The organism is Micromonospora sp. NPDC049559 (assembly GCF_040676675.1).
GTDB lineage: Bacteria > Actinomycetota > Actinomycetes > Mycobacteriales > Micromonosporaceae > JBFAPK01.
On the sequence record NZ_JBFAPK010000026.1, the window covers coordinates 101,796 to 122,099 of the forward strand.

At 73.5% G+C, this 20,304-nt stretch carries 18 protein-coding genes; 13 read left to right on the forward strand and 5 right to left on the reverse strand.

Going from position 1 to position 20,304, the window contains the following annotated elements:
- Positions 1–247: 247 nt before the first annotated feature.
- Both AB0J86_RS25400 and AB0J86_RS25405 read left to right on the forward strand, forming a co-directional pair.
- Complete coding sequence (locus tag AB0J86_RS25400; RefSeq protein ID WP_363860094.1) at positions 248–1,690, forward strand: serine hydrolase; 1,443 nt, start codon at positions 248–250, stop codon at positions 1,688–1,690.
- 285 nt (positions 1,691–1,975) lie between these two features.
- Positions 1,976–2,731 carry an FkbM family methyltransferase gene (locus tag AB0J86_RS25405; protein WP_363860095.1) on the forward strand — a complete coding sequence of 252 codons (756 nt, stop codon included), beginning with the start codon at positions 1,976–1,978 and terminating at the stop codon, positions 2,729–2,731.
- Between the two features lie 76 nt (positions 2,732–2,807).
- Here AB0J86_RS25405 and ribA read toward each other — a convergent pair whose 3' ends face one another.
- Together ribA and AB0J86_RS25415 are read right to left on the reverse strand one after the other, a co-directional pair.
- Complete coding sequence (ribA, locus tag AB0J86_RS25410) at positions 2,808–3,491, reverse strand: GTP cyclohydrolase II (protein WP_363860097.1); 684 nt, start codon at positions 3,489–3,491, stop codon at positions 2,808–2,810.
- Positions 3,492–3,665: 174 nt separating this feature from the next.
- Positions 3,666–4,478: an SAM-dependent methyltransferase gene (locus AB0J86_RS25415; RefSeq protein WP_363860098.1), complete on the reverse strand. Its 813-nt coding sequence runs from the start codon at positions 4,476–4,478 to the stop codon at positions 3,666–3,668.
- Between the two features lie 190 nt (positions 4,479–4,668).
- Between AB0J86_RS25415 and AB0J86_RS25420 the strand changes: the two genes are divergently transcribed.
- Positions 4,669–5,643, forward strand: coding sequence for a hypothetical protein (locus AB0J86_RS25420; RefSeq protein WP_363860099.1), 975 nt, complete (start codon positions 4,669–4,671; stop codon positions 5,641–5,643).
- A gap of 73 nt (positions 5,644–5,716) precedes the next feature.
- On the opposite strand, the gene AB0J86_RS25425 is transcribed toward AB0J86_RS25420, so the two are convergent.
- Positions 5,717–6,385 (reverse strand): Tat pathway signal sequence domain protein, encoded by a 669-nt coding sequence (locus tag AB0J86_RS25425; RefSeq protein ID WP_363860100.1) that lies wholly within the window; start codon positions 6,383–6,385, stop codon positions 5,717–5,719.
- A gap of 489 nt (positions 6,386–6,874) precedes the next feature.
- Here AB0J86_RS25425 and AB0J86_RS25430 point away from each other — a divergent pair, with 489 nt between their 5' ends.
- The 3 genes from AB0J86_RS25430 (at position 6,875) to AB0J86_RS25440 (ending at position 9,034) form a co-directional block, all read left to right on the forward strand.
- Complete coding sequence (locus AB0J86_RS25430; RefSeq protein WP_363860101.1) at positions 6,875–7,624, forward strand: TetR/AcrR family transcriptional regulator; 750 nt, start codon at positions 6,875–6,877, stop codon at positions 7,622–7,624.
- A 272-nt stretch (positions 7,625–7,896) separates the two neighbouring features.
- Complete coding sequence (locus tag AB0J86_RS25435; protein ID WP_363860102.1) at positions 7,897–8,532, forward strand: DUF6230 family protein; 636 nt, start codon at positions 7,897–7,899, stop codon at positions 8,530–8,532.
- A gap of 1 nt (position 8,533) precedes the next feature.
- The gene (locus AB0J86_RS25440) at positions 8,534–9,034 is read left to right on the forward strand and encodes a DUF6114 domain-containing protein (protein ID WP_363860103.1); all 501 of its coding nucleotides are present in this window, start codon (positions 8,534–8,536) and stop codon (positions 9,032–9,034) included.
- Between the two features lie 29 nt (positions 9,035–9,063).
- Here the strand turns inward: AB0J86_RS25440 and AB0J86_RS25445 are convergent, their stop codons facing one another.
- Complete coding sequence (locus AB0J86_RS25445) at positions 9,064–11,676, reverse strand: CHAT domain-containing protein (RefSeq protein ID WP_363860104.1); 2,613 nt, start codon at positions 11,674–11,676, stop codon at positions 9,064–9,066.
- 196 nt (positions 11,677–11,872) lie between these two features.
- Here AB0J86_RS25445 and AB0J86_RS25450 point away from each other — a divergent pair, with 196 nt between their 5' ends.
- The 7 genes from AB0J86_RS25450 to AB0J86_RS25480 all read left to right on the forward strand — a co-directional run bounded on the left by AB0J86_RS25450 (position 11,873) and on the right by AB0J86_RS25480 (position 18,935).
- Positions 11,873–13,174, forward strand: coding sequence for a S8 family serine peptidase (locus AB0J86_RS25450; protein ID WP_363860105.1), 1,302 nt, complete (start codon positions 11,873–11,875; stop codon positions 13,172–13,174).
- Positions 13,167–13,862, forward strand: a complete 696-nt coding sequence (locus tag AB0J86_RS25455; protein WP_363860106.1) for a sigma-70 family RNA polymerase sigma factor — start codon at positions 13,167–13,169, stop codon at positions 13,860–13,862. The genes AB0J86_RS25450 and AB0J86_RS25455 overlap by 8 nt, the downstream gene beginning before the upstream one ends.
- Positions 13,837–14,301, forward strand: coding sequence for a hypothetical protein (locus AB0J86_RS25460; RefSeq protein ID WP_363860119.1), 465 nt, complete (start codon positions 13,837–13,839; stop codon positions 14,299–14,301). Before AB0J86_RS25455 ends, AB0J86_RS25460 begins: the two co-directional genes overlap by 26 nt.
- Positions 14,302–14,529: 228 nt before the next feature.
- Complete coding sequence (locus tag AB0J86_RS25465) at positions 14,530–14,964, forward strand: MarR family winged helix-turn-helix transcriptional regulator (protein WP_363860107.1); 435 nt, start codon at positions 14,530–14,532, stop codon at positions 14,962–14,964.
- Positions 14,961–15,305 (forward strand): nuclear transport factor 2 family protein, encoded by a 345-nt coding sequence (locus AB0J86_RS25470; RefSeq protein ID WP_363860108.1) that lies wholly within the window; start codon positions 14,961–14,963, stop codon positions 15,303–15,305. The genes AB0J86_RS25465 and AB0J86_RS25470 overlap by 4 nt, the downstream gene beginning before the upstream one ends.
- Positions 15,306–15,663: 358 nt before the next feature.
- Positions 15,664–16,650 (forward strand): hypothetical protein, encoded by a 987-nt coding sequence (locus tag AB0J86_RS25475; RefSeq protein ID WP_363860109.1) that lies wholly within the window; start codon positions 15,664–15,666, stop codon positions 16,648–16,650.
- Positions 16,651–16,895: 245 nt separating this feature from the next.
- The gene (locus AB0J86_RS25480; protein ID WP_363860110.1) at positions 16,896–18,935 is read left to right on the forward strand and encodes a LuxR C-terminal-related transcriptional regulator; all 2,040 of its coding nucleotides are present in this window, start codon (positions 16,896–16,898) and stop codon (positions 18,933–18,935) included.
- Positions 18,936–19,049: 114 nt separating this feature from the next.
- On the opposite strand, the gene AB0J86_RS25485 is transcribed toward AB0J86_RS25480, so the two are convergent.
- Positions 19,050–20,180 (reverse strand): oxalate decarboxylase family bicupin, encoded by a 1,131-nt coding sequence (locus AB0J86_RS25485; protein ID WP_363860111.1) that lies wholly within the window; start codon positions 20,178–20,180, stop codon positions 19,050–19,052.
- Between the last annotated feature and the right edge of the window lie 124 nt (positions 20,181–20,304).

Here is a 20,304-nt window from a genome sequence, read left to right on the forward strand (position 1 = left end):
ACGGCCGATGGGGCACGAGTGGCTGCCCGGAAGGGCCGAGCGGGGCGTGGCCCAGGGGCGCGCCGTCGGGTCCGCGGTAGCCGGCGCACAAGAATCGGCATGTCCACGGAGGAGCCACATCGGGCGCGCGGTGTCATTTACTCCCGTAGTGAGTAGATTTCCAATCGGGAATGATCGGTATCGAAGGTGCGGACCGCCACCACAGTGCGGTCACCGAAGCATTCCCGGATGAGAGAGAGGATTTACCTTGCGTATTCGGAAGGCCGGGCTGACCACGGCCACCGTGGTCCTGGGCATGCTGATGGCGTCGACGGGAGCGTCCGCCCAGGCTCCCGCGGAGACACCCGTCGAGCAGCCCGAGTCGTACCGCGGCCTGCCCGTCGCCGAGTATCTGCGGCAGACCATGGACGCGCTGAAGTTCCAGCAGGTCATCGACCTGGCCCCGGTGACCTCGGCGGCGTCCGGTGTGACGGCCGCCGGTGTGGACAAGGACGCGACAGCCCACTCGGAGCGCGTCCGGCGGTACGCCGCCACCACGGCCGAGCCGCAGCCGATCTCGCAACAGCCGCAGATCGACGCCACGGTCCTGGAACTCGACGCCGCGGGGCGCATCGTCTCCTCCGGAACCGTGCTGATGAGCCCCCAGTACGCGCACGGCGTGGTCGTCCCGGTCGACGCGAACCATCACACGACGGCGGTGCGCTACCGCCAGTGGGACGACGCGGGCTGGTACACCAACCACGCCCAGGGCACGATCGACATCGTGCCGGGCCGGGAGAACGCGCCGCTGGACTTCATGTCGCCCTACCCGGCCTCGGTGCTCAAGCTGATGGTGACGTTCGGGGTGCTGCACCTGGTCGACCAGGGTGTGGTCGGGCTGGACGACACCTACGACTACCGGCCCACCACCATCAGCTCCCTGTGTGGCGACGCGAGCAGCAACACCATCCGCGGGTACATCGACGCCTCCCTGACGGTCTCGTCGAACGCCGCGAGCTGCGCGCTGATCAAACTGCTCTGGGACCACGACGCGGTGACCTGGCTCAACCAGAGGTTCCAGGATCTCGGCCTGGAGACCCTGCGGCTCGCCGAGACCAACCCCGCCAACGGCGGGCACTGGGACAACCCCATCACCATGACGTCGCTCGACACCGCGAAGCTGCTGCTGTTGATCAATGGTGGCTCCGGAACGCTGTGGACGACTCCCGCCGGCATTCCGGTGACGGCGGCCTCGGCGCTCAGTGACTCCTCTCGGCGGTTCTTCGCCGCCAAGCTGGGCGAGCAGGGCTGGAACTGGATGCTGTCGACCACGAACTACTGCGGGCGTGGCTACCCGGCACCCGGCATACCGCAGGTGACGGCCGGACGGTGGATCGCGGCGGACGGCACGATGACGGTGGCCGGCAACTACTTCGGGCGGGACGTGCGGCCCTGCAATCAGGCCGCGCAGGTGACCTTCCAGCACAAGACCGGCTGGGTCGGCAACTCCGGTTCCGACGCCGGCATCGTGCGGTCGCTGCCCGGCAAGCCGTACCGGCACTACATCATCGCGGTCTTCTCGAACCTCGGTGACCAGTACCAGGACCCGCAGCGCCCGGCGACCCCGACCGGCGTCGTCCCGGTCGAGTACACCCAGAAGCTGGCCCAGCTCGGCCAGGCGATCGACCGGTACGAGGCCGCGCGGCCGTAGTCCGGCGCGATGACCAGGCGCGGGGCGGACCGGTAACGGGGCTGTCCGGCGGTACGAACCACGGCGCGGGCGACGGGTCGCCCCGCGCCGTGGCGCTGGTCGCGGCGGCCGGGACAGCGGGTCGGCCGCGGTCCGGACGGGCACACCGGCCCGGGACCGCGGCACGGCCTCGGCCGCGACCGCCGAGGACGGGCAGCGCGTCCGGCCCTCCTCCCGGTGCCCGGGCCCCCGACCGATGCCGCCGATCCCGCCCCTCGCCGGGGGATCCGCCGATAGCATCGGGGCATGTTCGGTCGCGCGTACGGGGTGGCGCGATCCCTGGTGATGTACCACGGCGTACCGGGCCAGCACCGGCGGATGCTGCGGTTCTACCGGGAGTTCCTGGGCCCGGGTGACCTCGGGTTCGACATCGGCGCCCACGTCGGCAGCCGGGTCCGCGCCTGGCGCCGGCTGGGGAGCAGGGTGATCGCGGTCGAGCCGCAGCCGGACTGCCTGCGCGTGCTGCGCCTGTTCTTCGGGCGGGACGAGAACGTCACCCTCGTACCGACGGCCGTCGGCGCCCGGGCCGGCCGCGCCCGGTTGGCGCTCTCCAGCGCGACGCCGACCGTCTCGTCGATGTCCCGGGACTGGATCGACTCGGTCGTCGCCGACCGGCGGTTCGCCCGCATCCGCTGGGACCGCTCGGTCGAGGTGCCGGTGACGACCCTCGACGACCTGATCGCGACGTACGGCACGCCGGTCTTCTGCAAGATCGACGTGGAGGGCTTCGAGACCGAGGTGCTCGAAGGGCTCACCGAGCCGCTGCGCGCGCTCTCCTTCGAGTACCTGCCGCCGGCGCACGACGCCGCGCTCACCGCGCTCGACCTCGTGGAACGGCTCGGCACGACGGCCGGGGGATACCAGTACAACTACTCGCCGATCGAGACGATGCGCTTCGCCAGCGAGCGTTGGCTCGACGCCGGCGAGCTGGTACGACTGCTCGATCGGTTCCGGCCGCTGGGCCGTTCGGGCGACGTCTACGCCCGCACCCGCCGGGCCTGACGCGGGTCTGGGAGCGGGCGCCGGAGCACGTACCGGGGTGCGTCGGCGGGTGCGGATCGGCGGGTGCGCGGGCGGGTCAGGCGACCTCGGCCCGGAGACCGCCCAGCTCGACCGTGGTCGGAAGGTCGAGGGTGTGGGCGGCGCGGCTGGCCTTCGCCGTGAGGTAGGCGGCGTTGGCGGGGGAGAGGTGCACGGCGGTCGGTACCCGGTCGGTCAGGGTCACCCCGAGCCGCGCGAGCTGTTCCGCCTTGTCCGGGTTGTTGGTCAGCAGGGCGGCCCGTCGTACCCCGAGGGCGTGCAGCATCTGCGCGGCGGCCGTGTAGTCGCGCTCGTCCTCGGCCCGGCCGAGCGCCAGGTTCGCCTCGTACGTGTCCAGGCCGCCGTCCTGGAGCGCGTACGCGTCGAGCTTGCGGTACAGGCCGATGCCGCGCCCCTCCTGGCGCAGGTACAGCAGGAGGCCGCCGGCGCGGGCGATGCGCTCGACCGCCTCCCGCAGCTGCGGCCCGCAGTCGCACCGCTGGCTGCCGAAGACGTCCCCGGTCAGGCACTCGCTGTGCGGGCGCACCAGCGGCGGTACCGTCTCACCGCGCCGCCGGTCGAGCGGCCCGGCCCAGGCACCCAACCCGAACGCGAGATGCTCCCGGCCGTCCACCAGCCCGTCGAACGAGAAGACCCGGGCGGTCGTGACATATCCGTCCGGAAATCTGATCGGTACGCTCACCTGCGTCCGGACCGTCGCGACCGGCAGGCACTCCGCCATCGATCCCCTCCTTCGGCCGGCCGGGCCAGCCCGCGGTATGTGATCGACTTCGCGTTCAGCCTATCGGCCCGGGTCTGCTCTCCCCGGCCAGTCGTCGAGATTGCCGGCGACGGCGGCCCGCCGCCGGCCTGGCCCCCGCTCGCCGGATTCCCCGCTCGCCGGGCGCCCGAGCGCCTACGGCTTCCGGGCCACCGCGCCGTATCCGTCGACCGGCGCGACCTCTGCGGCGTCGGCCTCGGGCCGCCATCTCGAGATGGACACCACGCCCGGGTCGAGGATCTCCAGCCCCTCGAAGCAGCCGCGGATCTGCTCCGGGCTGCGCAGCACGTACGGGACCGCGCCGGTGTCGTCGTAGCCCTGCTGGGCCGCGTCGAACCCCTCGCTGGTGTTGGTGCTGTCCCAGAGCACCAGGTAGCTGCCGGCGGGTACGGCCGCCATCACCCGGGACACGATCGACCGCACCTCGTCGTAGTCCGCCACGTGCCCGAGCACGCCCATGAACATCACCGCGATCGGCTGGGTGAAGTTCAGGATGTTCCGGGCGTCGGCCACGATCTGGTCGGGGTCGTGGAAGTCGCCGTCCACGTAGCCGGTGACCCCCTCCGCGGTGGTGTTGGTCAGCAGGACTCGGGCGTGCGTCAGCACCATCGGGTCGTTGTCGACGTACACGATCCGGGACTCCGGGGCGATCCGCTGGGCGACCTGATGAGTGTTCTCCATCGTCGGCAGCCCGGTGCCGATGTCGAGGAAGTTGCGCACGCCCGCGTCGGCCGCCAGGTGGCGGACCGCCCGGATCAGGAACCGCCGGGACTGCTTGGCCAGGGGGACGATGCCGGGGAACTGCGCGATGTAGGCGTCTCCGGCGGCGCGGTCCGCGGCGAAGTTGTCCTTGCCGCCCATCCAGTAGTTCCAGATCCGGGCGGAGTGCGGCACGCCGGTGTCGAGCTTGTTCGCGCGCCGGTCGGCGGTTGCCGGATCCTGCGTCACGGGGCCTCCCTCGGGGTACGGGGTGACGGATAGACCCCTGTCACCGTAGCCAACGGGATGCCCGGCCGTGCGCCCGGGCCGCTCCGCCGCCCCACCGTGCGTCCGCCGTGCTGTCCACTTCTGCGGGTGCCGGGACGCGCCGTGGCTGGTGGGCTGGCGGGGGAGTCTCCCACCTTCGAAAGAGGCGTCGATGAACTCGCAGAGATCCCGTACCTTCGCCCTGGTCGCGGCCGTGGTGACGCTGCTGGGCGCGGCCGTCTCCGGCGCGGCGCCGGCGGCCGCCGCCACGGGCGCCCCGGCCGGAATGCACCGGTTCGTGGTGTCGATCGGTGAGGCCAAGGCCAGCGTACGCACCAACTGGGTGCGGCTGGGTCTGTACACGTTCGACGACGCGGGGGGCGTCTCGGAGACGCACTGGCACTGGACCCAGCGCAAGCGGGTGACCCGCAGTTCCACCGGGGTCTCCGCGTCCGGCTGCGAGGCGCGCAACTGCGTGGTGAAGACCGGCAACGGTTTCCAGTCGACCAGCGCGCCGGAGAGCCTGCACGGCACGTACACGGTGGTCGACTCGGTCCTGCGGATCACCTGGGACGGCACCACCGGCTGGGAGGAGTGGACCGTCGGCGAGCCGCTGCCGGGCAAGCTCGCCAAGCTCACGTACCGCGGCAACTCGTTCGGCGCCACCCACGGCTTCGGCTACGGCAGCGACGCGGCGTGGAGCACCCGGGCGTCGAGCGAGCAGATCGCCACCGCGAACTGGGCCGGCATGATCCACACGTACTACGTCTGGGCCACCGACAGCAACGGCACCCCGTACGTCGACCAGGGCGACGGCGGCCGGTTCTGGAACCTGGACTGGCGCCCCTGCGCGGGCGGTCGCTGCCTCGGCGGTACGACCAGCGCCAACCAGTACTACCTGTCGCGCCCGAACACCACCTCCGCCGACCGGCGGGACACCCTCTGGTACTGGCGGACCGCCAACGCCGACGCCCGCGGCGAGTACTGCTACACCGGCAACTCCCACGTGAAGCCGATGCTGGAGATCATCGACAACGACGGCGTGCTGCACGGGTGGGTCGGCGTCGAGGCGTCCATCAACCAGTCCGTTCCGGAGCAGGGCACCAGCGCCGACGACATCGGACTGTTCCGGATCAGCGACGTCTGAGGCGGGCGGATCTCGGCCGAGCGGGGCCGGGCCGGGGTGCGGCGCGGGCCACACCCCGGCCACGGGATGTCGGTCAGTTGACGTAGACAACCGGGCTGCCGGCCTGGCTGGTGTCCCGGACCGGGGAGTACTTCGCGGTGAAGTAGCCGTTGGCGAAGCAGGTGCCGGGCCCCGAGAACTTGGTGAACTGCTGGCTGGTGAAGGTGATGGAGAGGTCGGTGTTCGAGGCGACGCCCGACACCGTGTTGGTGGCGCTGCGGTAGACGCAGGTGGTCGTGCCGAGGATGGTGCTCAGCACGATCGTGGTCTGGATGGGCGCCGCCGCCGTCCCGCTGATCGTCACCGCCTTGGTGGCGCTGTCGACGGTCGTCGCGTACGGCAGGTTGTCCACCGTCACGCTGCGGACCCCCGTGGTACCGAAGACGTTGCTGGTGCAGTTGCCGAACGTCTGCGCGGTGAGGGTCTCGGTGGCGACGCCCGGCGCCGCCGGGTTGGCCGTGACGGTGGCGGAGAAGCTCGAACTGGAGCAGCGTACGCCGGTGGTGCCGGTGGCGGTCGAGTAGAAGTTGGCGGTGGTGCCGGCCGCGAGACTGGCGGTGAGGACGTCGTTCACCGCGACGGCGCTACCGCCGGCGCTGCCATGGGTCAGGACGTTGCCCGCGGCGGCGGCCGGATCGGCCACGACCAGGGTGGCCAGCAGCGTCGGAATCGCCACCAGCGCGAGATAGCCGTACTTTCGCATGTGACCTTCACTCTCCTCGGGAGGCTGATCGGACGTCAGGACGGGACGGTCGGACGGGCGGTCGGTTCGGGGGAATCGGTTCGGTGCGGGTGCTCCCTCCTGTGTCGCGGGCGGAATCGACGAATGCGTCACGCGGCACGGATGTCCGGCCGCCGGGCGCACGGATGTCCGGCCGCCGGGCGCGCGGATATCGGCTGCGGGTTCGCGGCGATGGGTGGGGCGGAGGATTTATGCGGGGCGGATTCCGTCGGATCGGGCGACGCCTCCGCCGGACGGTTCAGCCCAGCGGCCGGGCCGCATCACCCGCCCTGCGCAATCCTTGGCGCCGTCGGTCATGATGAGGACCATGAGCCCTCCTCCGAGCAGGGAAACTGTCGGGTTCGCGCGCCGTGTTGACGCACCGTAACGGCTCAGAAACAAACCTGTGGATGTTATAAACCTCTGCGAGTATTGAAGTCAAGCGACGAGGACCGAAGGAGGTCGATATCCATGATCGCCTCTCCCGTGTCTCAACCGGGCCTGTCTCCGCTGCCCGGCGCCCGCGCGGGCCGCGATCCGGATCGGGCGATCAAGCGAGGTCCGCGTCGCCAGCCCGCGGAGGTCGTCGCCGCGACGCAGCGGGACCGGCTCTTCGACGGACTGGTGCACACGGTCGCCGCCAAGGGCTACGCCAACGCCCGGGTGAGCGACATCTGCCAGGCCGCGGGGGTGACCCGCCCCGCGTTCTACGCCCTCTTCGGGGGCAAGGACGACGCCTTCCTCGCCACGTACCGCCACGGCACCGCCGTGCTGCTCCAGCTGATGGAGGGCGCCTACCGGGAGGCCCCAGGGTGGCGTTCCGGCGTACGGGCCGCGCTGCGCGTCCTGCTCGACGTGCTCGCCAGCGTGCCCGCCTTCGCGACCATGGCCATCGTGGAGATCGACGCGGTGGGCGCCGGTGCGCGCGAGGAGCGGGACCGGCTGCTGCGACGGTTCGACCAGTTCTTCGGGGACGCGCCGATGGTTCCCGAGGTCGCCCCCCGCGACGAGCTGGTCGGCGCGGTCATCGATGGCCTCTACGCCACGATCCGCCGGTACGTGGCGGCGGGCCGGGTCGCCGAGCTGCCGGGTCTGCTGCCCATGCTGACCTACTTCACCATGGCGCCGTTCATCGGGCCCGAGGCGGCCGCCGGCGAGAGCGGTACGCCGAGCGGCGCGGTCGGGACGATCAAGGCCCCCTGCGCGCCGGCCGACCGGTGAGCCGGCCCGTACCCCACCGCCCGTCGGCATTCCCGATCACAACTCGCCGGGGTTTCTGACTCATTTCGCCGTCCATGGCAAACAAATGATCTACTTTGGTCAATGGGTTGACCGCCTGCTTACCGAGCGGTAACTTCCAGGCAGTCGTCATTGCGCGCGGATACGGCGCGCGGCCGGCCGATGCGTCCGTTCCGGCGCATTCGCCCCGCCCCGCCGTCGCGCGATCCAGCGTGGAGAAATCACCTCCGGTACACGAGACAGGGGGAACCAGGATGTCTTCCGAAGACACCGCGATCGAAGTTCCGGACGATTCCGAACGGGGCGGGGTGCGCTGGCGCCGGTTCGCGGCGATGCTGTTCTCCGCCGGCGCGGTCGGCGGCGCGCTGGTGTTCCTCACGGCGCAGGGCGTGCTCGCCGCGCAGTTCGCCATCTCCGGCATGCCGTTCACGGTCACCGCCGATCGACTCGACGGTACGGGATTCGAGCAGTTCGCGGCGCTCGACCAGATGGTGGAGGACAGCCCGAACGAGGGCGACACGGGTGGCCAGGTGGTCGTGATCGTCTCGGCGATCGACCGGGCGGAGCTGACCCGGCTCTGCCAGAGCATCGACATGGGCGGCATGCATCTCAAGATCACCGCTGGTGACGCCGGCAAGCGGGTGAGCGCGAAGACCCTCGTGGTCGACTCCGACCTGATCTCCGGCGATACCTCGTTCAACGCGATCGAGATCGGCCGGGACGCCAGCACCGTGGACAAGGTGCCGGGGGTCGCCGGCAACCCCGGCGTCTTCAGCCAGCAGGCCGACACCGTCACGATCGTCAACCTCCGGCAACACAACTACGCGACCACCGCCGCGACCTTCAGCCTGCCGCACCTGCGGATGGCCTTCAGCTCCGACGGTTGCTGACGTGACCGCGTACGCGCACGACCATGCCGCCGCCGGCGGTACGGCCGACGATGGCACCGACGAACCCACCGTCGGTGCCGCCGGGCCGCCGCCTCGACCCGCGACCGCCGGCGGCCGGATCGCCCGGGCGCGGCGGGCCTGGCGCGACTGGCGCCGGAACCGGCCCTTCTGGGGCGGCCTGCTGGTCGTCCTCGGCGCGAGCGAGATCCTGCTCTCCGTTCGCGCGCCCCTGCCGGTGGTGCTGCACATCGGCCCGCAGGGACTGGCCGGCTACCTGGTCCCGCTGGTCATGCTCGTCTGCGGGGTGCTGCTGCTGGCCAATCCCGCGCAGCGGGTGTTCTACTCGGTCGTCGCCATCGTGCTGGCGCTCGCCTCCTGGCTCACCTCCAACCTCGGTGGCTTCCTGGTCGGCCTGCTGCTCGGGCTGGTCGGCGGCTCGCTCGCCTTCGCCTGGGCTCCGCCCGGTCGGACCCGCCGCCGCCAGCGCCGCCTCGGTCGCTGACGGATCCGCGCGACGGCGCGTACCCCGCCTCAGCCGGCCCCGAAACAGACGAACGCGGCCGCGGTCGCGCGCGCGGCGGGGTCGCCCGAGTCGGCGAACGACCGCGCGGCGGCCGCGAGCGCCGGTGCGGGCCGGGTGCCGGCCGCCATCCGCCGGTGCAGGTCGAGCATGAGCGGGATGGTCGGCTCGGCCGGCACCGGCAGTACCGGCGCGATCAGGCTGCGGGCCCCCAGCCCCAGCAGCACCGAGGTGAACCCCATGATCTCGTCGCCCGGCCGGACCGCGGAGAGGCCCGAGTCGCAGGCCGAGAGGACCACGCAGCCGGGCGGGCGGGGCAGGCGCTCCAACTCGTACGCGGTCAGCGGACCGTCGGCCAGCTCCAGGGTGGAGAAGAGCGGGTTGTCCGCGCGGAACGTACCGTGCGCGGCGACGTGGGCCAGCCGGGCCCCGTCCAGACCCGCCACCACCGCCTCGGCCGTGGCGCTCGCACCGGTGAGTCGCCGGGCGTCGGGCAGGACCTCGCCGAGCAGGCGCACCTCGGTCTCGGCCGCGGGCAGCCGCGGGCCGGCGACCAGCAGCGGCGGCCCCTGCGGCAGCGCCCGGCGGCCGGCGCTCAGCCAGGAGGTCGCCGAAGGCGCCACGGTCACCGGCCGGCCGGCGCAGGTGGGCAGGCCCGCCCAGCCGACCGCGTGCAGCGCCCCGATCGGGACGACCACCAGGGGACGGTCGGCCAGGCGGGCCCGCAACGGTCCGAAGATCTGGCGGTCCAGGGTCGTGGCGGCGTGCTCCAGCGCGGCCCGCGCCTCGGCCGAGTCGCCGGTGACGACCAACCGGCGCAGCCCGAACCGGTGCAGCCGGGCGGCCTTCACCGCGTCGGCCAGCGGGCCGAGGTCGTGCAGGGTGGCCCGGCCGGACCGGACCAGCACCGCCCGGAGCCGCTCGCCGTGGGCCACGAGCTCCAGCAGCACGGCCGGGCCGAGCCGCTCGGCGAGCGTACGCACGCTCGGCGGGGCCACCGGCCCGCCGCCGCCGTTCGCGCCCCGGGCCAGCTCGCGGATCCGCTGTTCCAGCCGGGCCTGCCGGCGGCGCAGCGGGTGCCCGGACCGCCCCGCCAGCAGCGCCTCCTCGATCGCCGCGCTCACCATCCGCAGCTCGGCGAGGGCGCCGGCCAGCTCGGGGTCGCGCGGCGGGAGCACCGCGCCGTGGCGCAGCGCGTTGGCCCGCCACCGCTCCGCCCAGTCCAGTACCCGGGCCGGGGTGCCCGCCCGGACCGCGAGGTCCAGCCCCTCGGCCGCGAGTTCCGCGCCGTGGGCGCCGCTCTGCGCGCGCAGCTCGGTGGCGCCCAGCGAGGCGCGGTAGCCGTCGAGCACGGCCAGCCCCCGCCGCAGGGCCCGGGCGCCGCCCCGCTGGTCGCCGTCAAGCCGCCGGGACAGCGCGAGCGCGTACCAGCCCCGCGCCCGGCGCGACGCCGTACCCCGGCGTCGGGCCCGCGCGGCCACGTCGAGCAGCCGCGCCGCGTCCGCGGCCCGGCCGAGCGCCAGCGCCACCCGGGCCGCCTCGACCCGGGTGGTGAGCGCGGGGTCGGGCCAGCCCGTCCCGTCCAGCTCGTCGGCGGTACGCACCATCGCGGCGAGCAGCGCGGCCGAGCGGTCCCCCCGGCGGAACTCGGCGCGCAGCTCGACGTGGCGGGCGAAGGCCGCCCAGATCCGGCGTCCCTGGCGGCGGAACCGCACCCGCGCCTGGGCGGCGGTCTCGCTCGCCGTGTCCAGGTCGCCGGCGAGCAGCGCGGCCCGGGCGCGGGCCAGCAGCGCCTCGGCGAGGTCCGAGGCCATCCGCCGCCGGCGCAGCTCGCGGATGGCGGTACCGGCCACCTCGGCGGCCTCGTCGACCAGCGGTACCGACAACAGCAGCTCGAACCGGTCGAGCAGCAGCGCCGGCCGGGGCACCCCGAGCCGGGCGTACTCCTCGTCCACGGCCGCGAACCGGCGCAGCGCGCCCGGCAGGTCCCCGGCCTGCCCGGCCGCGATGCCGATGTTCCAGCCGACGTCGGCGGCGGCCAGGTCGAGCCCGAGCCGCTGGAAGATGGCCGCCGCCCGGTGCAGGTCGCCGTCGGTACCGGGCGCGCTGCCCCGGTTCGCGTGCAGCAGCCCCCGGTTGTTGCGGGCGCGCGCCTCCAGGAGCTGGTCGCCCTCGCGCTGGGCGATCTCCACGGCGAGGCCGTAGTCGCGCACCGCCTCGTCGAACCGGCCCCGGTAGTGCAGCACGACGCCCCGCTGCATCCGGGCCCGCCCCGCCTCGGCGCCGCTGAGCCGGGGCAGCGCCGCGGTGACCGCGCTCAGCGCGGCCGAGGTACGCCCCGCGCTGGCGAGCACGTAACCGAGGCTCATCTGGGCCAGCGCCGCCACCCGGGGCTCGCCGGCGACGCGTACGGCCCGGCGCAGGTGGCGCAGGGCGTCCGGCAGCTCGTTCAGCTCCCGCAGCGCGAGCCCGATGGCCCGCTCGGCGGCGGACCGTTCGTCCGCGTCCGCGAGGGGGTCGACCAGCACCCGCCGCGCGATCGTGATCGCCTCCCGGGGATAGCGCTGGACCGCGTCGAGCGCTGCCTGCGAGGTGGCGGCACCGGGAGCGGCGGCGTCGGCCATGCCAGACAGGGTTCCCGACCGGGGGTGCCCGGGTCAATCGCCGCGGCGTCGGAAAGGGGACTGTCCCGTACCGGTCCGACGGGCGGCCGAGGCATTGACAACCCCCCATGCTTGGCAAAGAATCGGCGACGCCCGGGGGGAACCCTGGGTGATTCCACCACCACCAAATGTGCTCGTCCGGACGCTTGGAGACCCCGTGCCCGATCGTCCTTCCGCCCCGCGCCCGTCCGGTCGGCCCTCCCGCCGACACCTCCTCACGCTCGCCGCGCTGGCCGCCGCGGCTGCCCCGCTCGGCGCCGCCCTGCGGCCGCGACCGGCCGCCGCCGGCGACGACGCGTACCAGTTGGCCTTCGAGAAGGCCGTGGCCGGCGACCCGGAGATCCGCCGCCACCCGGAGCCGGGCCGCGAGTTCCTGTACCGGCCCCGGCAGCTGCTCGCCGCGGAGGCCGACGCCCAGCGGGTCGCGGTCCGGCTCCGCGAACTCGGCTACCCGGTCGTGCCGGCCGGCGCCTTCGCCGGCGTGACCCGCCTGCGGTTCGACCGGGAGGTCGACGTCCCGGGCGTGGTGACCAAGCTGCGCGACCCTCGACAGTGGCCGAACCAGCGGGTACCGCGGGTGCAGCCGCATCACGTGGTGGTCGGCTACGGCAACATCATGGGCAACCCGGGCGGCCCGCCCCGGGCGGCCGGCGCGCTGCCCGCGCCGGACCCCGCCCGCCTGGGCGAGGGCGCCGGGGTGACGGTCGGCGTCTGCGACACCGGGATCTGGCGGCTCGCCGCCGGTCGCCACCCGCAGTGGCTCGGCGGCAGCTACCTGCCGCAGCCGGACGACGAGGACGCGCTCTACCTCGGCGGCGACGTCCTCGCCCTGCAGGGCGGGCACGGCACCTTCGTCGCGGGCGTGGTCCGGCAGGCGGCGCCGGGCGTGCGGTTCGACCCGGAGCAGGCGCTCAACCCGACCGGCGTCGGAGACGAGGAGTCGCTGGTGCGGGCGCTGGGCGGGCTCGCGGCCCCGGTACCGATCGTCAACCTCTCCCTGGGCTGCCTCACCCAGGACGACGTGCCACCGCTGCCGCTGGTGAACGCGCTGGCCGCCCGGCCCGCCGGCAGCGTGGTGGTCGCCGCGGCCGGCAACACCGGTACGTCCCGGCCGACCTGGCCGGCCGCGCTGCCCGACGTGCTGGCGGTGGCGGCGGTCGAGTCGGGGCCGACGGGGTACCTGCCGGCGCCGTACAGCGGGTTCGGGTCCTGGGTGGACGCCTGCGCCGTCGGCGAGCGGGTCAGCACGTACGTGGACGGGCGGCTGCTGCTGCCCGGGGAGCCGGTCCAGCAGTTCCTCGGCTTCGCGGCCTGGGCCGGCACCTCGTTCGCCGCCGCGCACGTCTCCGGGCGGCTGGCCGCCCTGATGACGTCGGCGGGGGTGGACGCCGAGACGGCCCGCCTGAGCCTGCTCGGCGTCCCGCCCTGGCACCCGGACTACGGTGTTCTCGTTGCCTGACCGGGCCGATCCGCGCGCCCCCGCCGTACCGCCGGCGGGCGGTACCGCCGGGCCGGACACGCCGCTCGCCGCGCTGGTCTCGGCCGCCGCGGCGGGCGACGAGGGGGCCTGGGGCGAACTGGTACGCCGCTACAGCCCGCTGGTGCTGTCGGTGGTCGGGGCGTACCGGCTGGACCGCGCCGACGCGGCCGACGTCAACCAGACGGTCTGGCTGCGCCTGGTGGAGCACCTGGGCCGCATCCGCGAACCGGCCGCCCTGGCGGCCTGGCTCGTCACCACCGCCCGCCGCGAGTGCTACCGGATGGTGCGCGTCGGCCGGCGCACCCAGCCGTTCGATCCGCTGGACGACGCGGCCGTGGAGGAGGCCCGCGTCCTGCCGGCGGCGGAGGCCGTGCCACCGGAGGAGGGCGTGATCCGGGCGGAGCGCCGGCAGGCCCTACGGGAGGCATTCGCCCAACTTCCGCCGCGCTGCCGGAAACTGCTCTCGTTGCTGGTAGCCGATCCACCGGTGAGCTACCGGGAAATCTCGGCCACACTGGAGATGCCGATCGGCAGCATCGGCCCGTCACAGGCCCGCTGCCTGCGGAAGCTACGGGACTGCCCGGCGCTCGCCCCGTTCGTGGTGGCGGACCCCGAGGCCGAGGGGAGCGGAGGTGATCGCGATGGTGCCGTGGCCGCCGGCCGATGACTTCGCCCTCCTCGCCGAGCTGGGCGAGGCGCTGCGTGACCGCGAGCCGCCGCCGCGGGAGTTCCTGGCCGCCGCGTACGCGGCGTTCAGCTGGCGTACCGTCGACGCCGAACTGGCCGTCGCCGAACTGACCTTCGACTCGGTGTGCGACCGGGAACCCGCCGGACTCACCCGGTCGGCCGGCTCCGCCCGGACCCTGGCCTTCCGCGGCGGCCAGCTGGCCGTGGAGATCGAGGTGACGGAGAGCGGCATCGTCGGTCAGCTCTCCCCGGCCGCCGGCGGCCGGGTCGTCGCCCGCACCGCCGACGGGCCGTACGAGGAGGCGCCGGTGGACGACCTCGGCCTCTTCTCGTTGGGTCCGCCGCCGTCCGGGCCGATCCAGCTGCACGCGCGCGCCGGCCGCCACGAGGTCGCGACGAGCTGGGTCTCGTTGCGCTAGGCCGAGGCCGAGGCCGAGGCCGAGGCCGAGGCCGGCCGACGCGCGCGGCGTGTCCGCCCGATGCCCGGCGGCACGACCCGGCGGGCCCGGTTCGGGCAGCAGCTGTGTCCGGATGCTGTCCGGGACCACGCGTCCCCGAAGTGTGCTCGGCGAGGTCGGCGGCGCCGAACACCGCGTCGCTGACGCCCATCTCTTGATGACGTCAAGAGTTTGCTGTATAAATAGATCGTGCGAGACGAAACGCCTGAGGACAGGTTCTTCCGCGAGGTGAGCGGTGCCTGCGCCGAGCTGCGGCAGGCATTCGCCCGGCACGTGGGCATGAGTGCCCACCGGGTGCAGGTGCTGGTCCGGCTGCGACGTGACGGCGAGACCAGCCACAGCGATCTCCGTCGGGCCCTGGGCATCGACGGCGCGAGCGTCACCCGGCTGGTCAAGGAGTTCGAGGCCGAAGGGCTGGTCGGCCGTCGGCTCGACCCGGCGGACAACCGCTACACGCTGGCCGCACTGACCCCCGCCGGCGAGCGGGTGGCGGACGATCTGGTGCAGTCGCACCAGCGGTACCAGGAGCGGCTACTCGACGGCGTCCCCGCGCACGAACAGGAGATCATGCTGGGCGTGCTGCGGCGCGTCCGTGCGAACATGACCGAGCAGGAGAACTCATGACAGACGACGTCCGCGCGGTGGCCCGGCGCATGTACGCCGCGTTCAACGCCTCTGACCATGCCGCCGCGAAAGAGATCTTCACGGCCGACTTCTACAGCCACCCCATGGGGACCACCGGGCCGGAGAGCGTCACGCAGGCGTGGCAACGCTTCCACGAGGCGTTCCCGAACGCCCAGGTCGTCGTCGAGGACATGGTCGTGGAGGGCAACACCGCCGCCGTACGCACGAGCGTGCACGGCGTTCCGGGGCAGCAGCCACCGACCATGTTGGAGATCTTCCGGGTACGCGACGGACGCATCGCCGAACTGTGGGGCCTGTCCGCCCTGCGGCGCGACTCCTGACGCCCCCGCTCGCGGGTCGTCCGGCCGTCTCCTCGGATCGGCCGACGCTCGCGGCGGCGGCGGGTGGCGCCGAACGTCCGGGTCGCGCGGGTACGCACCAGAGAACGCTCCGCCTCCGTTGATACAAATTGTCGTTGGTTTTTTCGATTCACGTTCCGCCGTATCCGGGGAATTACCCCACCCTGGCAAATGCGGGCACGCATGACGGATCAATTTCTTGGCCGTTTCACCGGCCGAGGCTTTGCGCTTACAGTATTTCCGCCGGCACCGCGAGAGCTCTCCGAAGCCTCCGACCACCATCCGCGGTACGAAAGGAAATGCGATGACAACGGTAGTCCCACGCGCTCGAAGAACAGGGGTGAGGGTGTTTTTCGGCGCGGTACTCGTGGCCCTGCTGACCATCTCCACGGCCGCCGCGCCGGCCGGTGCCGCCGCGGGCGCGGCCGCCGCCCGTACCGACGTCTACATCCAGGACATCGCCACGGACACCGGCCTGGAGCCGCACGGCGCCATCTACACGTCGTTCTTCAACAGCCCGGACATCAAGATCTGCCCGAGCGGGCTCCCGTGCGCGGCCAGCACCAATCCGGTCGTCGGGTCGACGAGCTACATCTTCGTGAACCTGCGCAACCCCGGCCCGTACGGGTCCGGCATCAGCTCCGGCACCCTGCGCGCCTACTACACCACCTCCGGCGGTGGCGCCAACTGGCCGACGCACTGGACCCCGATCGGCGCGGTCAGCCTGCCCGTCGCGCCCGGCGTCACCACGACCTCCATCGCCTGGCCGAACGTGCCCTCGCTCGGGCACTTCTGCCTGCTGGTGCGTTGGGAGTCGGCCACCGACCCGATGCTCTTCGAGGGCACGTCCACATCGATCAACACGCAGTACAACAACAACATCGCCTGGAAGAACGCCAACACCGTACCGGCCGCGTCGGGCGGTGGCGTCTCGGTACGGCCGTACGCGCTGGCGAACGCGCTGCCGGTGCCGGCGAACTACGACCTCGTCTTCCGCCCCCTGGGTGAGCGGGCGCCGGACCTGCGGCTCGTCGCCGACCTCGGCCCGGTCCTGTTCGAGCGCTGGCAGCGGGCAGGCCAGCCGGGCGAGGGCGTTCGTGTGATCGGGAAGAACCAGGTGGAGCTCGTCGACCCGTACCGGGCGCAGATCAAGGACCTGCTGATCAACCCGGACGAGCGGCCCGTCGTCGGCCTGAACTTCGCGGTGCCGCAGACCCTGCAGAAGTCGTACGGCCTGCAGGTCGTGCAGATCGGACCGGCCCGCGAGATCGGCGAGCGGTACGAGGTGGGCGGGGTGGACTACACCATCGCCCCGGGAAGGGGGTAACCAGGTAGCCGCACGACGCAGGTAGGCAATGGAGGGAGGGCCGGCCGCCACGGATGGGTACCCGTGACGGCCGGCCCCGCCGCCTGCGGAAGTGGCTGGTGGGCACCGTGTTCCCGGCTGTGACGGGCGGGTCGAGGCGGCACCCGGGCGATGGCGCGATCCCGATCCGCCCGGGTACGCCCGGCGATAGCCTCGGCCTGACGGTGCCGACCAGCTCGGCTTCCGCGTCGGGACGGGGGGTGCCGATGTCCGAGTCGTCGCGCGACAGCGGTCCGGTCGGAGCCCGCGAGCGGCTCTCCCGGATGTCCGAGCCGCAGCGGTGGCTGGCCCGGGTCGTGGCGGTGGCGGGCACACCCTGTGAGCCGTGGTTCGTGGAGCGGATGGTGGGCCGGGCGGACGTCCGGCTCCGCGACGAGTTGGAGCAGCTCATCGCCCGCGGGATCCTGCGCGACGGCGCGGACGGGCTGCGCCCGGCCTCGGCCACGATGCGCGACGCCGTCCTGCGGGCGACCCCGCCGTCGCTGCTCGCCGCCCTGCGCCAGCAGGCCGCCGAGGTGCTGGCCGCCGCGGGGCTCGCGTCGCTCGCCGCCGGCCAGTTGTTGCGGGTGGTCGACGACGGGTACCGGGTCGACCCGGAGCTGGTGACGCAGCTCGCGGGCGCACCCTCGGTCGCCCCGTCGCTCGCCGCCGACCTGCTCGTCGCGGTGCTCGGCCGGCCGGACGCCGGCATCGACCCGGCGCTGCGGCGGGCCTGGGTGCTCTCGGCCGTCGACCACCTCATGCTCGCGGGCCGCTCCGCGCGGGCCCTGACGGTACTCACCGAGGAGATCGCCGCCGCCCGCGACGGCGCGGAGCAGCTCGCGGTGCTGCACGGCCGGCTCGGCGCCTGGTACGCGACGGAGCATCCGTCCCGCGCGCTGGAGTGCCTGCACCGGGCGCTCTCCCAGCGCGGGCTGCGACCGGCCGACCGCACCTGGCTGCTCGCCACCGCCGCCGAGGTGGCCGCCCGGATCGGCCATCCCGACGCGACCACCCTGCTGCGCCGGGCGCAACGGGCGCACTCGGTCGGGCCGGCGCCGGAGAACGAGGTACGGCTGGCCCTGGCCCGGTCGGCCGGGGCGCTCTCCCGCGGCGACCCCCGCTCGGCCGGCCGTACGCTGGGCTCGGTCGACGCGAGCGCCCGGCACGCCCGCGCGCAGGCCGCGACGCTGCGCGCCGAGCGGATCGTCCTGCACCTCGCCGCGGGCGACTTCGACGCCGCCCGTACGGGGCTGCGCCTCGCCGCCGACGAACTCGGAAACCTGGGTGCGGCGGTGCGCCCCCGACTCGTGGCGCTCGGCTGCCTGCTGCGCCTCGCGACGGGGGAGTTGCCGGAGGCCGAGGCGCGCGCCCGGCTCGCGCTGCGCGAGCACCCGCGCCGGAAACTGCCCGACGACGTCCGTGCCGACCTGCTCGCCACCGTCGCCGAGGTGCTGTTCCGTCGCGGGCAGCCGGAGCGGGCCCGGGAACTGCTCGACCCGGCGGACGCCGGCCGAGAGTGGCCGGACGACATGCCGTGGCTCGCGTTGCGCTGCGCGGCGGCCGGCGATCCCGACCCGGCGCGCCACCCCGATCTCGTCCCGGCGGCCATCGCGGGGCTGGCCCGGTCGTTGCGGCCGCTCGTCCTGCTACCGCAGCGGGCGCCCCGGCTGGTACGGGCGGCGCTGCTGGCCGGCGACGTGAGCGGCGCGCGCGCCGTCGAGCGGTACGCGGCGACGCTCGCCACCCGCACGGGAAGCGCCCTCTGGCAGGGGATCGAACGGCACGCCCGCGGGCTCGTCGAGCGGAACCCGGCCGCCCTGTCGGAGGCGGTGGCGCGGCTGCGTACGACGGGCGCCCGACCGGCGCTGGCCGACGCGTTGTTCGACCTGGCGCGGCTGCCGAGGACCCCGGCCGGCGAGGCGGGCGCCGCGATCGCGGAGAGCGCGGCCCTCTACGGCCGGCTCGGCGCGACCGGCGACCAGGAGCGGGCCCAGCGGTGGGCGGCCGAACCGGGCACCGGCGGTCGCCGCCGCCGCTCCGCCGACGCGCACCGGGGTTTCGCGGCGCTGACCACCCGCGAGGTACGGGTCGCCGAGCTGCTGGCCTCGGGCGTGACGAAGCGGCAGGCGGCGGCCAGCCTCTTCGTCTCGTTCCACACCGTCGACACCCACCTGCGCGGGGTGTACGCCAAGCTTGGCATCCGCAGCCGGGCGCAGCTCGCCCGGCTCTGGGCCGTCCGCGAGGAGCAGACGCGGGCGGCCTGACGCGGGCGCCCTGACGCGGGCGCCCTGACGCGGGCGCCTGGTGCGGCGGCCTGCCGGGACGGCCCGAGGGTTTGGGCCGCCGGGGACGCATCGCGCACCCCGGCGGCGCCGGTGTCACCGTACGACCGGTTGTTTGTCCTTGCGCAGCGACTCGATCAGCGACCGGGGCACGTTGATGGTGTCCGCGGTGATCTGCGGCGGCGTGTTCGCCATCCACTGGGCCAGGGAGATGTCCTCGAAGCGCGGGTTGCGGAACATCTCCAGCAGCACCAGCGGCTCGTCGCCGAGGTTCTCGATGTAGTGCCCGTACGCGAAGGGCACGTAGCCGACGTCCCCGCCCTGGAAGTTGAAGGTACGGGCGACGCCCGTGCTGGCGAAGACGCCCATCCGCCCGAAGCCGGAGAGGTAGTACTGCCACTCGTCGTCGGTGGGGTGCCAGTGCAGTTCCCGCAGGCCGCCCGGCTCGATCTCCACGAGGGCCGCGCTGATCGTCGTCGCCGCGAAGTTGGTGGAGTCGGTGATCCGGACGCTGCCGCCGGAGAAGCGCGCGGGCGCCTGGGCGTGCATGCGGTGCTTGAAGGTACGGGGCACGTCGCCGGTCGGGCTGACGATCCGGTCGGCGTCGAGCGGCGGCGGCACCTGCCCGGAGAAGATGTACTTCTCCCGCTCCGGGATCTGCGCCAACTGCTCCAGCGACCAGCCGAAGTTCTTCGCGAGCACGCTCTTCGGCGTGCAGGCGAAGAAGTCGCTCATCAGGAAGGTGCCGTTCTCCGAGAACTGGCCGTCGTCGAAGACGAGCAGGAACTCCACCCCCTCGTCCAGCGCCTGGATGTGGTGCGGCACCCCCTTGGGGAAGAACCACAGGTCGCCCTTGCGCACGTCGTCGAGGAAGTTGCGCCCCTCCTGGTCGACGGCGCTGATCCGGCAGCTGCCGTCGAGGATGTACGCCCACTCGGACTGCTGGTGCCAGTGCAGTTCCCGGTAGGCGCCCGGCTCCAGCCGCATGTCCACCCCGGAGAGCGTACGGGCGACCGGCAGCTCCCGTTGGGTGACCTCGCGGGTCCAGCCGCCCTGCTCGATGCGGGTGTGCGCCATCGAGAAGGAGAACTTCAGGTTGGGTACCGTGCCGTGGTCGGTGGACGGGGCCACGAGCAGGTCGGGATTCTGCCGGTCGAGCAGGACGTTGCGGGGGCCCGGGTCCGAGCCACCCTTCCCGTCGCGGATCGGCTGTGGCACGTCGGGCATACACTCATCTCCCTTTCGAGGGGCCGGGCCGGTGTGGCCGGGCCGGATGGACCCGCGGTACCGCCGGTCACCGCCCGGGCGGTGTGCTCTGGTTCAGCTGCTGGCGCAGGGCCGCCGCGGTGCC

Excerpts from the sequence above, each read along its gene's own strand:
- AB0J86_RS25405 (WP_363860095.1), top strand. The coding sequence starts at position 1,976 with ATGTTCGGTCGCGCGTACGGGGTGGCGCGATCCCTGGTGATGTACCAC.
- ribA (WP_363860097.1), bottom strand. The coding sequence starts at position 3,491 with ATGGCGGAGTGCCTGCCGGTCGCGACGGTCCGGACGCAGGTGAGCGTA.
- AB0J86_RS25420 (WP_363860099.1), top strand. The coding sequence starts at position 4,669 with ATGAACTCGCAGAGATCCCGTACCTTCGCCCTGGTCGCGGCCGTGGTG.
- AB0J86_RS25425 (WP_363860100.1), bottom strand. The coding sequence starts at position 6,385 with ATGCGAAAGTACGGCTATCTCGCGCTGGTGGCGATTCCGACGCTGCTG.
- AB0J86_RS25430 (WP_363860101.1), top strand. The coding sequence starts at position 6,875 with ATGATCGCCTCTCCCGTGTCTCAACCGGGCCTGTCTCCGCTGCCCGGC.
- AB0J86_RS25435 (WP_363860102.1), top strand. The coding sequence starts at position 7,897 with ATGTCTTCCGAAGACACCGCGATCGAAGTTCCGGACGATTCCGAACGG.
- AB0J86_RS25445 (WP_363860104.1), bottom strand. The coding sequence starts at position 11,676 with ATGGCCGACGCCGCCGCTCCCGGTGCCGCCACCTCGCAGGCAGCGCTC.
- AB0J86_RS25460 (WP_363860119.1), top strand. The coding sequence starts at position 13,837 with ATGGTGCCGTGGCCGCCGGCCGATGACTTCGCCCTCCTCGCCGAGCTG.
- AB0J86_RS25470 (WP_363860108.1), top strand. The coding sequence starts at position 14,961 with ATGACAGACGACGTCCGCGCGGTGGCCCGGCGCATGTACGCCGCGTTC.
- AB0J86_RS25480 (WP_363860110.1), top strand. The coding sequence starts at position 16,896 with ATGTCCGAGTCGTCGCGCGACAGCGGTCCGGTCGGAGCCCGCGAGCGG.
- AB0J86_RS25485 (WP_363860111.1), bottom strand. The coding sequence starts at position 20,180 with ATGCCCGACGTGCCACAGCCGATCCGCGACGGGAAGGGTGGCTCGGAC.